8 protein-coding genes and 3 pseudogenes are annotated in these 16,880 nt (G+C 66.5%); 7 read left to right on the top strand and 4 right to left on the bottom strand.

What is annotated here, in order from left to right:
* Window positions 1–37 precede the first annotated feature (37 nt).
* Window positions 38–862, top strand: coding sequence for an alpha/beta fold hydrolase (locus E4P09_RS13980; protein ID WP_137390174.1), 825 nt, complete (start codon window positions 38–40; stop codon window positions 860–862).
* A gap of 30 nt (window positions 863–892) precedes the next feature.
* Here the strand turns inward: E4P09_RS13980 and E4P09_RS13975 are convergent, their stop codons facing one another.
* A complete protein-coding gene (locus tag E4P09_RS13975; protein WP_137390173.1) occupies window positions 893–2,116 on the bottom strand; it encodes a cytochrome P450 in 1,224 nt (407 codons plus the stop codon).
* Window positions 2,117–2,188: 72 nt separating this feature from the next.
* The gene (locus tag E4P09_RS13970) at window positions 2,189–4,495 is read right to left on the bottom strand and encodes a mechanosensitive ion channel domain-containing protein (protein WP_137390172.1); all 2,307 of its coding nucleotides are present in this window, start codon (window positions 4,493–4,495) and stop codon (window positions 2,189–2,191) included.
* Window positions 4,496–4,993: 498 nt separating this feature from the next.
* Here E4P09_RS13970 and E4P09_RS26705 point away from each other — a divergent pair, with 498 nt between their 5' ends.
* The 4 genes and pseudogenes from E4P09_RS26705 to E4P09_RS26885 form a co-directional block, all read left to right on the top strand.
* The gene (locus E4P09_RS26705; protein ID WP_137390171.1) at window positions 4,994–7,933 is read left to right on the top strand and encodes a beta strand repeat-containing protein; all 2,940 of its coding nucleotides are present in this window, start codon (window positions 4,994–4,996) and stop codon (window positions 7,931–7,933) included.
* Entirely contained in the window at window positions 7,857–10,748 is a 2,892-nt protein-coding gene (locus E4P09_RS26520; RefSeq protein WP_275406470.1) for an autotransporter-associated beta strand repeat-containing protein, read from the top strand. Before E4P09_RS26705 ends, E4P09_RS26520 begins: the two co-directional genes overlap by 77 nt.
* The gene (locus E4P09_RS13955) at window positions 10,736–11,983 is read left to right on the top strand and encodes an autotransporter-associated beta strand repeat-containing protein (protein ID WP_137390169.1); all 1,248 of its coding nucleotides are present in this window, start codon (window positions 10,736–10,738) and stop codon (window positions 11,981–11,983) included. Before E4P09_RS26520 ends, E4P09_RS13955 begins: the two co-directional genes overlap by 13 nt.
* Window positions 11,980–12,030, top strand: a pseudogene (locus E4P09_RS26885) (autotransporter-associated beta strand repeat-containing protein); the annotation flags it as partial. The gene E4P09_RS13955 and the pseudogene E4P09_RS26885, both read left to right, overlap by 4 nt.
* A gap of 17 nt (window positions 12,031–12,047) precedes the next feature.
* Here E4P09_RS26885 and E4P09_RS26515 read toward each other — a convergent pair.
* Window positions 12,048–12,221: a hypothetical protein gene (locus E4P09_RS26515; RefSeq protein WP_239025199.1), complete on the bottom strand. Its 174-nt coding sequence runs from the start codon at window positions 12,219–12,221 to the stop codon at window positions 12,048–12,050.
* Here E4P09_RS26515 and E4P09_RS26880 point away from each other — a divergent pair.
* A pseudogene (locus E4P09_RS26880) lies at window positions 12,166–12,333 on the top strand (autotransporter-associated beta strand repeat-containing protein); the annotation flags it as partial. The gene E4P09_RS26515 and the pseudogene E4P09_RS26880 sit on opposite strands and share 56 nt — an antisense overlap.
* A 151-nt stretch (window positions 12,334–12,484) precedes the next feature.
* Window positions 12,485–13,150, top strand: a pseudogene (locus E4P09_RS26700) (autotransporter-associated beta strand repeat-containing protein); the annotation flags it as partial.
* A 286-nt stretch (window positions 13,151–13,436) separates the two neighbouring features.
* Here the strand turns inward: E4P09_RS26700 and E4P09_RS26205 are convergent.
* Window positions 13,437–16,763, bottom strand: coding sequence for an autotransporter-associated beta strand repeat-containing protein (locus tag E4P09_RS26205; RefSeq protein ID WP_137390167.1), 3,327 nt, complete (start codon window positions 16,761–16,763; stop codon window positions 13,437–13,439).
* Window positions 16,764–16,880: the final 117 nt, after the last annotated feature.

Raw genomic sequence — 16,880 nt, 5'->3', positions numbered from 1 at the left:
TAAGATCGTTTGACGGTTACATGGACAGGGCGAAGACATGGCATCCGCTTGGCAACTGAATCGTCGCGTTACGGTCGAGGGGGTCGAGATCGCCTATGAGGTGTTCGGCGAGGGCAAACCCGTCGTTCTGGTCCACGGCTTTCCAGGCAACTCCTATATCTGGCGCAATATCGTGCCAACCCTGGCGCAAACGCATCGGGTCCACGTCTACGATCTGCCCGGCCAAGGCGCGTCGGAGCAGCGCGAGGGGATGGATGTCAGCGATCCCATGCAGAGCAGGGTTCTGCGCAGCCTGCTCGAGCACTGGAAGCTGGAGCGCCCCGCCGGCATCTTTCACGATATCGGCAATACCTATGGTATGTCCGCCTATTACTTCGAGGGTTGCCGCTTCGACAGAATGGCGCTGATCAGCGCGGCAATGATGCTACCCTGCGTGACGGCGGCGACGAAGCATGCGCAGAAATACATCGAAGCCTATCGCACCATGCCCTACGCGCTCTACGAGCTGATCGCGACGGCGCGCATTCGCTCGACCACCCACCGGCCGCTGAGCGAAGAGGCATTCGAAGCCTACATGAAGCCATGGCGAGGCGAGAAGGGGCAGGCCATGTGGTACAACCGCGTGGCTCAGATTGCCGATGAGCACATTGCCAGGCTGGAGGCGGCGCTGGGGCCCACGGACGTCCCCGTCCGCATCATCTGGGGAACTGAGGACACCTGGATTCCGGTGGATCAGGCGGCCCGGCTGCAGCGCTACATCCGGAACGCCGATGTCCACCTCGTTGAAGGCGGCGGCCACTTCCTCATGGAGGATGCACCGGAGGAGGTCACGCGCCTGCTGGTCGACTTCCTTCAGCGATAGAAGGACCCGAAGCGCATTCGGCGCGGATCCTCACGCGACGATCGGGAGATTGATGGGTCCCCTATTGGCGGCCGTCCGGTACCAGGTGATCGGCTGCTCCTCGTCCAGCTTGAAGCGGGGAAAGCGGGCCAGCAGTGCGCCTACGGCAATCTGGGTTTGCAGGCGGGCGAGATGCACGCCGGCACATCCATGGGGCCCATGCCCGAAGCTGAGGATGCGTTTGGGGTTGCGCGCAATGTCGAACCGGTCGGGATCCGGAAAATGCGCCGGGTCCCTATTGGCGGCGGCAATGCTCAACTGCACGACGGCGCCTGCGGGAATGGTCTCGTTTCCAACCTCGACCGGCTCCCGCGCGATCCGCGGAATCAAAGTGATGGGCGGCTCGAACCGCAGCGTTTCCTCGATTGCGCTGTTGAGCAGGTTCGGATCGGCGTCAAGCCGCGCTCTTTCCTGCGGCCATGTAGCCAAGAGATAGACGACATTGCCGATGAGATTCCGCACCGCCACGTGGCCGGCAAGCAGAAGCAGCATCGAATTGCCCACGATCTCCTCGTTGGTCGGTCCATCCGGCGTGCCGACATAACTGCTCAGGGTGCCGAGAAAGTCGTCTCGGGGATGGCGCCTCCGCGCGGCCAGCAGATCGAGCGTATACGCCTCCATCGCCCGCGCGCTGTTCACCATCCGGGTGGCGCTGTCGACCGTGATCGGAAAGATGTTGAAGAAGTCGATGAAATCGACCGACCATTGCACAATGAGATCCCGGTCCTTCGGAGGCACGCCCAGAAAATCGGAAAGCACGTAAGCCGGAAGCAGGAACGCGAACTCGCCGCAAACGTCGAAGGACCGGCCTCCGCGCATCGCCCCGAGAAGCTCGTCCGTTGATCTTTCGATCGTCGGACGCAGCGCTTCGATGGCGGACGCGTTGAAACCGAGATTGATGAGATGCCGTAGGCGCATGTGCTGGGGTTCATCGCTCATCAGCACCCAGGACCGGAACATCGGCGCAATGTCCCGAAGCGCCTCCCGCACCGCCTCAGGCGCTTGGTCGACGAAGCCCTTCATCCGTTCGGAGCTCAAGCGAGCATCCCTGAACAGCGCCGCCACGTCGTCATAGGCGAAGACGAACCACTGCTGCAGCGGCGGATGGTAATAGACCGGCTTCTCTGCCTGATAGCGTCTGAGGTCGCCAAATGGACTCTGCAGGCCCGCTTCACCATCCATGAAGAACGGTTCGCCAAAGAAGCCCTTTGCCATCTCGCTCTCCCCTCCCCATGAGGTATTGGCCCATAGGGCCTCGGCCTGTATGCCGGCCGACCGCTTATCACCTTACTCGCTGCGCCGCTTCATGCGAACGCCTTGTGTCCCGCCCGTTTGCTCGGCGACATCGCCGAGTTGGCCGCGACCAGCAGCACGGCCCTGATCTGACGACGGCCGGGGCAGTTCCTTCACATTCAGCGGCGGGGCCTTGCCCTGCTTGTCTTCGCCCATGTACAGCGTGATATGCGGGAACGGAATCTCGATGCCGCGCGCATCGAAGATCTGCTTGATCAACTCGTTATAGGTACGGCCGATAGCCCAGTGCTGCCCGGGCATGGTCTTGATCCTGGCCCTCACCATCACCGCGCTGTCGCCGAACGCCGTGACGCCATGCATCTCGAGCGGACCGATGATATGGTCCTTGTGCTCCGTCTCGAGCAGCTGGTCGAACGCGTCCTGCATCGCCTCTTTGACCTCCGCGATGTCCTCCCGATAGGCGACGCCGATCTCGGCGATGTGATAGGAGAAGCCCTTCGTCATGTTGGAAACGGAATCGACTGAGGAGAACGGAACGAGGTGCAGCGTGCCGTCCAGGGAGCGGATCGACACGGAACGGATCGTGAGCCGCTCCACCACCCCCGAGAAGTTGCCGACCGTCACGACGTCCCCTTCGTTCATCGCGTTCTCGAACTGAATGAACACGCCGGTGATGATGTCCTGCACGAGCTTCTGGGCGCCGAAGCCGATGGCGAGGCCGAGCACGCCGGCACCGGCGAGCAGCGGCGCGATGTTCACGCCGAGCTGCGCGAGGGCCAGCATGAGCACGAGCACGCAAAGCGCGATGGTGAAGGCGTTGCGGAACAAGGCGAGCAAGGTTCGCTCGCGCGCGGTTGGAACGGTGCCGTAGTTCGGGTTGAGCCGATATTCGACCCAGGACGAGACGGCGAGATAGATCGCAAAGCCGACCAGCACGATGAGCGCTGCCGATATCACCGAGCCGGTGACGCGTCGCCCCACGTCGCTGGCGACCCAGCCGATGAAGTCGATAAGCCCCCACGCCTGGGCGATGGCGATGAGCACCGCCACGAGCACGATGGTGCGCACGACCTGAAGGGTCCGGGGCACGAACGCATTCAGCCGCCGCTCCAGCAACGGGAGGCGCTCCTTCACCTCGGGCGGAAGCCGCATGCCCACCGATACGAAGCGGGCGATGAAGGTGATGACCACGGCGCCGACTGCGGCGGCAACCACGCTTTCGGCCGTTGCCCCGACGATATAGGGCAGCGCCTCGTCCGGGTTGGCGAGCCAGGCCAGGAAGAGCCCCACCAGATAGACGATGGCGAGGATGTGCCAGTAGCGGCCGAGGAAGGCAAGGCTGCGCGAAAGGACGTCGTCGCGGCCAGCGGCGGCGCGCTGGGAGAGCACCGCGCGGACCCGGTCACGGTTCTGCAGCACGATGATCACCGCCATGATGATGATCGTGAGCACGACGAGAATTCGTATGGCCTGCGCGGCGGCAAAGGAAACGCTGGCGGCGATGATGGGCGCCACGAACATGAAGGTGTAGCCCAGCATGGAGACGATGCGGCTCGCCCAGAAATACCAATATGTGGCCGTGGTATCGCTCAAGGGTGCCAGGCGCAAAGCGGGGCGGTCCGGCTCCAGCAGGGCCCGCAGGAGAACCTTGACGAGCTCGACGGCGAGGAAGGCGTTAAGCAGCAGGCTCTGGTTGATCCCCATGCGGCCGGTGCCGCCGACCACGTTGAGGGCGACCACGTAGCCCGCGGCCCAGGCAACGATCACGCCGAGGCTCTCGATCAGGATCGCCGCGATCAGCAGCATGGTTCGACCAAGCCACCCGCGCGCCGGGGCGCGTGCGGCAATGCCGGAGGTGAGGTGCCCGGTGATGATCCGAACGACCATGAAGGCGCCCACGAGGGCCAGTCCCACCAGGGCGACATTGCCGATGACGTTCCACAGCCGGCTGAAATTCGCTCGGGTTGAACCGGCGAAGATGCGGCCGGTCTCGGCCAGGATGCCACCGATGGCTTGCATGGCATCCGCGCCCTGCTCCGCCACCATCTGCGTATATTCGGCGATGTGGCGGGCGAAGGTGGGATCGGCCACCGCCTCCGCCGTCTGGCCCTTCTCGCCCTCGGCCACGGCGCGCAGCCGGGCGATCAGCTCGGCGCGGGCTTGATCGTTCTCCAGCAGCCGGATCAGATCATCCACCGACGGTGCCGGAGATGCGGCCGTGCTCGGTTGCGTGCCGCTTTGCTGGCCGGGAATGGTGATCTGCGCCTGGGCGGTGCCGGCAAACAGGAGGAAGGCAAGCACCAGCAGCAGAGGCAGCAGCCCCGCGCCCGCACTTGCCAAAGAGAGCTCTGGTCGGTGGCGAAATGGAATCGTCTCGGTCCGGGTACGTCTTACGCCTGCGGGCAGCCAGGCCCGTCGCAATGGTCTGCCCTTGTGCCGGTCATCCGAGAAGGAAGCGCTGATCACGCATTCCGCTGGGGCGTTGGAGTAAGACAAACCGGTCTATCAGAATTGCACTGAGTTCGTTCAGGAGAATGATCGCCCGATCGTCTCATCTGGCCGCTCGGCTGGCAAGCCCTTTTGCCGCAGGCACTGTCCGGCGGTGGCGCAAGTTATTGACGTTCGGCCGGAAGGGCAGAAAAGCGCAACTTGCAGCTCGCCAGGGCGTGAATATCGACGCGCCCTCGCCCACGTCCTTCAGCCGTTGTCGCAGGGCAACGCCCGAAAGAAATCTTTCCAGAGTCCCCCTCACCCTCATTGTGTGCATTGCCGCCCCGTTATTCAACTTGTAGTTGTTAACACAATATTCATCAGCTTTAGGACCGTGGGGAGGCATATATGCCTGTTGATTTCCGTCGCCTGGCCATTCTGTCCAGCAGTTCGGCGATCGCACTCGCCGTGATGGCGGGACCGGCTATGACCGCCACCTACACCGTCACCAGCGCTTCGGGAAATCCCAGCACCGTAGGCTCTCTCGGCTGGGCCATTGCCCAGGCCAATGCCAATGCCGGCGCCGATACGATCGCTTTTGATTCGGGCCTGCAAGGCCAAACCATCACGCTCGCCGGAGAATTGCCCGTTATTCAAGGCGATCTGACGATCGATGGTGGCGGCAACGTCACTGTCGACGGCGCGTCCTCCTATCGCATTTTCTTCGTTGATAGTGGAAACGTGGCGATCAGCAACATCGCTCTTCAGAATGGAAAAGCAAAGGGCGGCGACGGAGGGGCTGCCAGCCGGGGCGCGGGCGGCGGTGGTATGGGCGCCGGCGGCGCGCTGTTCGTCCGGTCCGGCGCGCATGTCACGATTAACTCCGTCACGTTTGATTCCAACCAGGCCGTGGGAGGTGGAACTCGCCTTCCAACAGGACTATCGAGCCCGACGGGTGCCGGTGGCGGCGGCATGGGCGGTAATGGTGGTCAGGGCGAAGCCGAAGGAGGCTCCCCGACGGCCGGCGGCGGCGGCGGCTTTGGTGTTGGCGCGAATGGCGGAACCTTTGGCGGAAGCGTGAATGGCCAGCCAGGCAACCTGCCGGGGGGCCAGGGAGCAAATGGCGTCCAGGGCCCGCTGCTCGGAACCGGCGGCGCCAACAGCGGCGGCGGGGGCGGAGCGAGAAACACGCAGGCCGATCCTAATTTGATCGGCGGCGGTGGCGGCCAGAACCCCAACGGGGCAGATGGTGGATTTGGCGGCGGCGGCGGCGGTGCAGGACCGGGTAGAACCCCGGGCAAGGGCGGTTTCGGGGGTGGTGGTGGAGGATCCCAAACTGCTGGCGGCGCGGGGGGCTTCGGCGGCGGTGGTGGCGCTGGCGGACCAGATGGCAGTTCGACTAAGGGGGGATTTGGCGGAGGGAACGGCAACGCTGTCGCCGCCGGTAGTGGAGCCGGTTTCGGCGGCGCAATCTTTCTGATGGATGGCGTTACGCTCACCATCGCCGGCCAAACGTCTCTCTCCGGTGGTGACGCAGCTCCAGGTGTTGTCGACCGCATCGGTAATCGCGGCCTCGGCCTTGGCAGCGGCTTTTATCTGCATGGCACCACGGGCATAGCCTTCGCGCCTGGCGCGGGCGAGACGATCACCATTGCCGATGATATTGCCAGCGATGCCTTCAATGACCGGCCGGGCTCGACGAGCGATCCTGAGGATCCGGCCGGGGATGGCAAGGACACCGGCGTAACCAAGACCGGCGCGGGCACGCTCGTGCTTGGCGGCAACAACTCCTATATCGGCGGCACCAAGGTCGAGGGCGGCACCGTCTCCATTTCCAATGACAACAATCTCGGCCATTCCTCCGGCACGGTCTCGCTGAGCAATGGCGGCGAGCTGCTGGCCACGGCGGACATGACCACCGGCCGCGCCATCGCACTTGGCACCGGCGGCGGCACCCTGTCGGCCGACGCCAGCCACACCCTCACCGTGACTGGCGTCGTTTCCGGCAGCGGCGGCCTTGCCAAGGGCGGGGCAGGCACGGTCGTGCTCAATGCGGCAAACACCTATACCGGCGATACCACGATCGCCGCCGGCACTCTGTCGGTCTCGAGCGACGGCAATCTCGGCACCGGCGGCAACGTGACCATCGATGATGGCGCGGCGCTGCAGGCGACCGGCAGCTTCACGTCGGGGCGGAACGTGGATCTGTCTGGCGGCACCGGCACGATCGAGGTGACCGACAGCAACAGGGTCGAGATCACCGGGGCTGTCGGTGGGGCCGGCAAGCTGCACAAGGACGGCACCGGCACCCTGGTGCTCGGCAACAGCGGTAACGATTATAGCGGCGGTACGCAAATCAGCGCCGGCGTCGTGGAAGCCGGCGCGGCCGATGTGCTGGGCAGCGGCGAGGTGGATATCGCCGCCGGTGCCCGCCTGGACCTGAAGGGGTTCGATCAGTCGGTCGGGGGCCTCAGTGGCGCGACGGGCGCCACGGTGGATCTCGGCACCGCCACCCTCACCTCGGATCAGGATCACGACACGACCTATGCCGGCGTCATCACCGGCGCGGGCGGCCTCACCAAGGAGGGCACCGGCACGCTCACCCTCACCGGCCAGAACACCTATACGGGCAAGACGCAAGTCGATGCCGGGGTGCTCAAGGGCGGCGCTGCGGATGTGATTGCCACCGCCGAGCTGGCTGTTGGGGCGCAGGGCAGCTTCGATCTCGGTGGTTTCGACCAGACGGTGGCCGGGTTGAGCGGCGACACTGGCGGCAAGGTGGCGCTCGGCGCCAATCGTCTCACCTCGGACCAGGATCACGATACGACCTATGCCGGCGTGATCGACGGCACCGGCGGCCTCACCAAGGAAGGCACCGGCACGCTGACCCTCACCGGCCAGAACACCTATACGGGCAAGACTGAGGTCAATGCCGGGGTGCTGAAGGGCGGCGCTGCGGATGTGATTGCCACTGCCGAGCTGACCGTCGGCGCGCAGGGCACCTTCGATCTCGGCGGCTTCGACCAGACGGTGGCCGGGTTGAGCGGCGAGGCCGGCAGCCAGGTCGCGCTCGGCACCGCCACCCTCACCTCGGACCAGGATCACGATACGACCTATGCCGGGGTGATCGGCGGCACCGGCGGCCTCACCAAGGAGGGCACCGGCACGCTCACCCTCACCGGCCAGAACACCTATACCGGTAAGACGCAAGTCGATGCCGGGGTGCTGNCTCACCTCGGATCAGGATCACGACACGACCTATGCCGGCGTCATCACCGGCGCGGGCGGCCTCACCAAGGAGGGCACCGGCACGCTCACCCTCACCGGTCAGAACACCTATACCGGTAGCACCAATATCGCCGAGGGCACCATCAAACTGGGCATTGACGGCGCGCTTGGCACGGGTGCCACTCATATCGGCACGGCGGGAATTCTGGATCTCAGCGGCTTCGACACGACGCTGGGCGATCTCACCGGCGAAGCGGGCGGCGAGATCGCATTGGGCGGAGCCACGCTCACGGCGGATCAGGCCACCAACGGCACCTTTGCCGGCGACATCACCGGCGATGGTGGCTTCGTCAAGACTGGCACGGCGACGCTCACCCTCACCGGCGACAACACCTATACCGGGGATACCACCATCGCCGCCGGCACTCTGTCGGTGTCGAGCGACGGCAATCTCGGCACCGGCGGCAACGTGACCATCGATGATGGCGCGGCGCTGCAGGCGACCGGCAGTTTCACGTCGGGGCGGAACGTGGATCTGTCTGGCGGCACCGGCACGATCGAGGTGACCGACAGCAACAGGGTCGAGATCACCGGGGCTGTCGGTGGGGCCGGCAAGCTGCACAAGGACGGCACTGGCACTCTGGTGCTCGGCAACAGCGGTAACGATTATAGCGGCGGTACGCAAATCAGCGCCGGCGTCGTGGAAGCCGGCGCGGCGGATGTGCTGGGCAGCGGCGAGGTGGATATCGCCGCCGGTGCCCGCCTGGACCTGAAGGGGTTCGATCAGACGGTCGGGGGCCTCAGTGGCGTAACGGGCGCCACGGTGGATCTCGGCGCAGGCACCCTCACCTCGGACCAGGATCACGATACGACCTATGGCGGGGTGATCGGCGGCACCGGCGGCCTCACCAAGGAGGGCACCGGCACGCTCACCCTCGCCGGCCAGAACACCTATACCGGTAAGACGCAAGTCGATGCCGGGATGCTCAAGGGCGGCGCTGCGGATGTGATTGCCACCGCCGAGCTGGCTGTCGGGGCGCAGGGCAGCTTCGATCTCGGCGGCTTCGACCAGACGGTGGCCGGGTTGAGCGGGGCTGCCGGCGGAAAGGTCGTGCTCGGTGCCAACAGTCTTACCTCGGACCAGGATCACGACACCACTTACGCCGGCGACATTACCGGCGATGGCCGCTTGGTCAAGACCGGGGCAGCGACGCTCACCCTGTCGGGGCAGAACACCTATACGGGCGGCACCGATATCGAGGAAGGCACCATCCGGCTGGGGGCGGAGGGGGCGCTGGGCTCAGGGGCCATCCATATCGGCAGTGACGGCAATCTCGACCTCAACGGCTTCGACACGGCGCTCGGCGCGCTCACCGCGGCCGAAGGCGGCGAGATCACCCTGGGCGGGGCGACCCTGACCGCCAACCAGACCAGTGACGGCACCTTCTCCGGCGACATCACCGGGGATGGGGTGTTCAAGAAGACCGGGGCCGGCACCCTGACCCTCGACCATCAGAACAGCCTCACCGGCACGGTGGAGGTGAGCGAGGGCACCCTCAAGGCCGGCATGGCCGACGTGATCGCCGATGCCCATCTCGATGTGGGGGCAAACGGCACCTTCGATCTCGGCGGCTCCGACCAGACGGTGGCCGCCCTGAGCGGCGCCGCTGGCGGCACGGTGGCGCTGGGCGCCAATACCCTCACCGCCGATCAGGATATCGACACGACCTATGCCGGCGTGATCGGCGGTGACGGCAAGCTGGTGAAGCAAGGCACCGGCATTCTCACCCTGTCGGGCCAGAACACCTATGCGGGCGGCACCGATATCGAGCAGGGCACCGTCCGGCTCGGCGCGGCGGATGTGCTGGGCTCGGGGCCCACCCATATCGGCGAGGACGGCCGTCTCGACCTCAACGGTTTTGATGCCACCTTGAGCAATGTCACCGCCGAGTCCGGCGGCGAGATCGCCCTGAGCGGGGCGAGCCTCACCGCCGACCAAGCGAGCGATGGCACCTTTGCCGGCGACATCACCGGCGATGGCCGCCTGATCAAGACCGGGGCAGCGACGCTCACCCTCACCGGCACCAATACCTATGCCGGCGGCACCGACATTCAGGCCGGCACCGTGTCGGTGTCGAGCAACGACAATCTCGGCGCAGTGAGCGGCGCGGTGACCATCGCCGATGGCGCAGGCCTGGAAGCGACCGGCAGCTTCGCGACCGGGCGCGGCGTGACGCTCGCCGGCGGCACCGGCACCATCGCCGTGACCGGCGACAATGTGCTCACCGCCAATGGCGCCGTTGGCGGGACCGGCAAGCTGCACAAGGACGGCACCGGCACCCTGGTGCTGGCCAGCGCCAACACCTATACGGGCGGCACGGACATTGCCGAGGGCACCATCCGGCTGGGGGCCGATCATGCGTTGGGCTCTGGTCCTGTTCATATCGGCGATGACGGCATTCTCGACCTCAATGGCCACACCCTCAATCTGGGCGACCTTTCGGGAGACGGCGGCGAGATCGCCCTGGGCGGCGGCGAGCTGATCACCAATGTCACGGGCGACAAGACCTTCTCCGGCGACATCACCGGGGATGGGGTGTTCAAGAAGACCGGAAGCGGCACCCTGACCCTCGACCATCAGAACAGCCTCACCGGCACGGTGGAGGTGAGCGAGGGCACCCTCGAGGCCGGCATGGCCGACGTGATCGCCGATGCCCATCTCGATGTGGGCGCGCAGGGCACCTTCGACCTCGGCGGCTTCGACCAGACCGTGGCTGCCCTGAGCGGCGCCACGGGCGGCACGGTGGCGCTGGGCGCCAACACGCTCACCGCCGATCAGGACATCGACACGACCTATGCCGGCGTGATCGGCGGTGACGGCAAGCTGGTGAAGCAAGGCACCGGCATTCTCACCCNCAGACGGTGGCCGGGTTGAGCGGGGCTGCCGGCGGAAAGGTCGTGCTCGGTGCCAACAGTCTTACCTCGGACCAGGATCACGACACCACTTACGCCGGGGTGCTGGAGGGCGCCGGCGGCTTGACCAAGGAAGGCACGGGCATTCTCACCCTGTCGGGGCAGAACACCTATACGGGCGGCACCGATATCGAGGAAGGCACCATCCGGCTGGGAGCCGAGGGGGCGCTGGGCTCAGGGGCCATCCATATCGGCAGTGACGGCAATCTCGACCTCAACGGCTTCGATACGGCGCTGGGCGCGCTCACCGCGGCCGAAGGCGGCGAGATCACCCTGGGCGGGGCGACCCTGACCGCCAACCAGACCAGCGACGGCACCTTCTCCGGCGACATCACCGGGGATGGGGTGTTCGAGAAGACCGGGGCCGGCACCCTGACCCTCGACCATCAGAACAGCCTCACCGGCACGGTGGAGGTGAGCGAGGGCATTCTCAAGGCCGGCATGGCCGACGTGATCGCCGATGCCCATCTCGATGTGGGGGCAAACGGCACCTTCGACCTCGGCGGCTTCGATCAGACGATGGCTGCCCTGAGCGGCGCCACGGGCGGCACGGTGGCGCTCGGTGCCAGCACGCTCACCGCCGATCAGGACATCGACACGACCTATGCCGGCATCATCGCCGGTGATGGCAAGCTGGTGAAGCAAGGCACCGGCATTCTCACCTTGTCGGGCCAGAACACCTATGCGGGCGGCACCGATATCGAGCAGGGCACCGTCCGGCTCGGCGCGGCGGATGTGCTGGGCTCGGGGCCCACCCATATCGGCGAGGACGGCCGTCTCGACCTCAACGGTTTTGATGCCACCTTGAGCAATGTCACCGCCGAGTCCGGCGGCGAGATCGCCCTGAGCGGGGCGAGCCTCACCGCCGACCAAGCGAGCGATGGCACCTTTGCCGGCGACATCACCGGCGATGGCCGCCTGATCAAGACCGGGGCAGCGACGCTCACCCTCACCGGCACCAATACCTATGCCGGCGGCACCGACATTCAGGCCGGCACCGTGTCGGTGTCGAGCAACGACAATCTCGGCGCAGTGAGCGGCGCGGTGACCATCGCCGATGGCGCAGGCCTGGAAGCGACCGGCAGCTTCGCGACCGGGCGCGGCGTGACGCTCGCCGGCGGCACCGGCACCATCGCCGTGACCGGCGACAATGTGCTCACCGCCAATGGCGCCGTTGGCGGGANGATGGCCGCCTGATCAAGACCGGGGCAGCGACGCTCACCCTCACCGGCACCAACACCTATGCCGGCGGCACCGACATTCAGGCCGGCACCGTGTCGGTGTCGAGCAACGACAATCTTGGTGCAGCCAGCGGCGCGGTGACCATCGCCGATGGCGCAGGCCTGGAAGCGACCGGCACCTTCGCGACGGGCCGCGGCGTGACGCTCGCCGGCGGCACCGGCACTATCGCCGTGACCGGCGACAATGTGCTCACCGCCAACGGCGCCGTTGGCGGGGCCGGCAAGCTGCACAAGGACGGCACCGGCACCCTGGTGCTGGCCAGCGCCAACACCTATGCCGGCGGCACCGAGATCGAGGAGGGCACCATCCGGCTGGGGGCCGATCATGCGTTGGGCTCTGGTCCTGTTCATATCGGCGATGACGGCATTCTCGACCTCAATGGCCACACCCTCAATCTGGGCGACCTTTCGGGAGACGGCGGCGAGATCGCCCTGGGCGGCGGCGAGCTGATCACCAATGTCACGGGCGACAAGNGATGGCCGCCTGATCAAGACCGGGGCAGCGACGCTCACCCTCACCGGCACCAACACCTATGCCGGCGGCACCGACATTCAGGCCGGCACCGTGTCGGTATCGAGCAACGACAATCTTGGCGCAGTGAGCGGCGCGGTGACCATCGCCGATGGCGCAGGCCTGGAAGCGACCGGCACCTTCGCCACGGGGCGCGGCGTGACCCTCGCCGGCGGCACCGGCACCATCGCCGTGACCGGCGACAATGTGCTCACCGCCAATGGCGCCATTGGCGGCTCGGGCAAGCTGCACAAGGACGGCACCGGCACCCTGGTCCTGGCCAGCGCCAACACCTATACGGGCGGCACCGATATCGAGGAGGGCACCATCCGGCTGGGGGCGGAGGGGGCGCTGGGCTCAGGGGCCATCCATATCGGCAGTGACGGCAATCTCGATCTCAACGGCTTCGATACGGCGCTGGGCGCGCTCACCGCGGCCGAAGGCGGCGAGATCACCCTGGGCGGGGCGACCCTGACCGCCAATCAGACCACTGACGGCACCTTCTCCGGCGACATCACCGGGGATGGGGTGTTCAAGAAGACCGGGGCCGGCACCCTGACCCTCGACCATCAGAACAGCCTCACCGGCACGGTGGAGGTGAGCGAGGGCACCCTCGAGGCCGGCATGGCCGACGTGATCGCCGATGCCCATCTCGATGTGGGGGCAAACGGCACCTTCGACCTCGGCGGCTTCGACCAGACGGTGGCCGCCTTGAGCGGCGCCACGGGCGGCACGGTGGCGCTGNGCATCGCCGGCAAGGCCGGCCACGGTCTGGTCGAAGCCGGCGAGCTCGAAGCGGCCGGGGGCAGTGACGTCGAGCGCGGAGGCGGCGATCACATTGGCAGCGCCCGCCCGGAGCACCCCGTCATTGACCGCCGTCTTGCCGGTATAGGTGTTCTCACCCGTCAAGGTGAGGGTGCCGGTGCCCTCCTTGGTGAGGCCGCCGGTGCCGGCGATGATGCCGGCGTAAGTGGTNTGTGTCGTGGTCCTGGTCCGAGGTGAGGGTGGCGGTGCCGAGATCGACGACGGCGCCGGCATCGCCGGCAAGGCCGGCCACGGTCTGGTCGAAGCCGGAGAGCTCGAAGCGGCCGGGGGCATTGACGTCGAGCGCGGAGGTGGCGATCACATTGGCAGCGCCCGCCCGGAGCACCCCGTCATTGACCGCCGTCTTGCCGCTATAGGTGTTCTCACCCGTCAAGGTGAGGGTGCCGGTGCCCTCCTTGGTGAGGCCGCCGGTGCCGGCGATGATGCCGGCATAAGTGGTGTCGATGTCCTGATCGGCGGTGAGCGTGTTGGCGCCGAGCGCCACCGTGCCGCCCGTGGCGCCGCTCAGGGCAGCCACGGTCTGGTCGGAGCCGCCGAGGTCGAAGGTGCCGTTTGCCCCCACATCGAGATGGGCATCGGCGATCACATCGGCCATGCCGGCCTTGAGGGTGCCCTCGCTCACCTCCACCGTGCCGGTGAGGCTGTTCTGATGGTCGAGGGTCAGGGTGCCGGCCCCGGTCTTCTTGAACACCCCATCCCCGGTGATGTCGCCGGAGAAGGTGCCGTCAGTGGTCTGGTTGGCGGTCAGGGTCGCCCCGCCCAGGGTGATCTCGCCGCCTTCGGCCGCGGTGAGCGCACCCAGCGCCGTATCGAAGCCGTTGAGATCGAGATTGCCGTCACTGCCGATATGGATGGTCCCTGAGCCCAGCGCCCCCTCGGCTCCCAGCCGGATGGTGCCTTCCTCGATATCGGTGCCGCCCGTATAGGTGTTGGCGCTGGCCAGGACCAGGGTGCCGGTGCCGTCCTTGGTCAGCTTGCCGGCCCCGCCAATGGCGCCGTTGGCGGTGAGCACATTATCGCCGGTCACGGCGATGGTGCCGGTGCCGCCGGCGAGCGTCACGCCGCGCCCCGTCGCGAAGCTGCCGGTCGCTTCCAGCCCTGCGCCATCGGCGATGGTCACCACGCCGCTCGCTGCGCCGAGATTGTCGTTGCTCGACACCGAGACGGTGCCGGCCTGAATGTCGGTGCCGCCGGCATAGGTATTGGTGCCGGTCAGAACCAGGGTGCCGGTGCCGTCCTTCTCCAGCTTGCCGGTGCCATCGATAGCGCCACTGGCGGTGAGCACATTGTCGCCGGTCACGGCGATGGTGCCGGTGCCGCCGGCGAGCGTCACGCCGCGCCCCGTCGCGAAGGTGCCGGTCGCTTCCAGGCCTGCGCCATCGGCGATGGTCACCGCGCCGCTCGCCGCACCGAGATTGTCGTTGCTCGACACCGAGACGGTGCCCGCCTGGATATCGGTGCCGCCGTTATAGGTGTTGGTGCCGGTGAGAACCAGGGTGCCGGTGCCGTCCTTCTCCAGCTTGCCGGTGCCGCCGATCGTGCCATTGGCGGTCAGGGTGCCGGTGGCCACGTCGATCGTCCCGGTGCCGCCGGCGAGGGTCAGGTCGCGGCTGGTGGCAAAGCCGGCGCCGGTCACCTCCAGAGTGGCGCCATCGGCGATGGTGACCGCACTGCTCGCCGCACCGAGATTGTCATTGCTCGACACCGAGACGGTGCCGGCCTGAATATCGGTGCCACCCTGATAGGTATTGGTGCCGGTGAGCACCAGGGTGCCGGTGCCGTCCTTCTCCAGCTTGCCGGCGCCGCCGACCGTGCCGCTCGCGGTCAAAGTGTTGCTGTCGGTCACATCGATGGTACCGACCGTGCCGCCAAGCTCGATCTCGTGCGCCGTCTCGAAAGTGGCGGTCGCCTCCAGGGTGGTGCCGTCGGCCATGGTCACCTTGCCCGAGGCCGCACCAAGGCTCGAGCCGTTCGAGATGGAGACGGTGCCGGCCTGAATATCGGTGCCGCCTTGATAGGTGTTGGTGCCGGTGAGCACCAGGGTGCCGGTGCCGTCCTTCTCCATCTTGCCGGTGCCGCCGATCGTGCCGCTCGCGGTCAAAGTGTTGCTGTCGGTCACATCAATGGTGCCGACCGTGCCGGCAAGCTCGATGTCGTGGGGCGTCTCGAAAGTGGCGGTCGCCTCCAGGGTGGTGCCGTCGGCCATGGTCACCTTGCCCGAGGCCGCACCAAGGCTCGAGCCGTTCGAGATGGAGACGGTGCCGGCCTGAATATCGGTACCGCCTTGATAGGTATTGGTGCCGGTGAGAACCAGGGTGCCGGTGCCCTCCTTCTCCAACTTGCCGGTGCCGCCGATGGCGCCATTGGCGGTGAGCGCGTTGCTCTCCGTCACATCGATCGTGCCGGTGCCGCCGGCGAGCGTCACGCCGCGCCCCGTCGCGAAGGTGCCGGTCACCTCCAGGCCTGCGCCATCGGCGATGGTCACCGCGCCGCTTGCCGCGCCGAGATTCTTATCCTGCGACACCGACAGGGTGCCGGCCTGAATATCGGTGCCGCCGGTATAGGTGTTGTCCCCGGTGAGGATGAGCGTCGCCTCTCCAGTCTTGATCAAGCGGCCATCGCCGGTGATGTCGCCGGCAAAGGTGCCATCTTCAGTCTGGTCGGCGGTGAGGCTCGCCCCGCCCAGGGCGATCTCGCCGCCAGCCTCGCCGGTGAGCCCATCCGCTGTCGTGTCATGCCCATCGAGGTCCAACACCCCCGCTTGTCCGACGTGAATGGCGCCCGCGCCTAACGCATTGTCGATCGCGAGCCGGAGGGTGCCTTCGGCGACATTGGTGCCGCCGGAATAGGTGTTTGCCGCATTGAGCACGACCGTGCCTGCCCCGCCCTTGGCAAGGCCGCCGCTGCCGGAAACGGCGCCAGTCACGGTGAGGGTGTGGCTGGCGTCGGCCGACAGGGTGCCGCCGCCGGTGCCAAGTGCGATGGCGCGGGCGGTGGTCATGTCTGCCGTGGCCAGCAGCTCGCCGCCATTGCTCAGCGAGACCGTACCGGTGGAATGGCCGAGATTGTTGTCATTGGAGATGGAGACGGTGCCGCCCTCGACCTTGGTGCCGCCGATATAGGTGTTGTTGCCGCCAAGGACGAGCGTGCCCGCACCGGTCTTGGTCACCCCGGTGTCCTTGCCATCCCCGGCGGGATCGTCCGCATCCTCGTAACCCGGCGCATAGGCATCGCGGGCGATGTCGTCGGCAATAGTGATCGTCTCACCCGCCCCAGGTGCAAAAGCTATCCCGGTGGTGCCATGCAGGTAAAAGCCGCTGCCGAGGCCAATGCCGGACTTGCCCACCAAAACACCATTTTGCCGGCCACCAGCTCCGCCGGAAGCGCTGCCATTGGCCATGTTGACGTCACCGGCAAAGGTGATCGAACCGCCGTCCTCAACAAAGACTGCCCCACCGAAACCTGCACCGCCGCCACCGGCAAGCAAAAGAGAATTGCCTCCGCCAAATCCCCCTGA

The sequence above is a fragment of the Rhodoligotrophos defluvii genome, assembly GCF_005281615.1.
Taxonomy (GTDB): Bacteria; Pseudomonadota; Alphaproteobacteria; order Rhizobiales; family Im1; genus Rhodoligotrophos; species Rhodoligotrophos defluvii.
The sequence above is the reverse complement of the archived record's forward strand: the minus strand, read 5'-3'. Positions and strand labels throughout refer to the sequence as shown.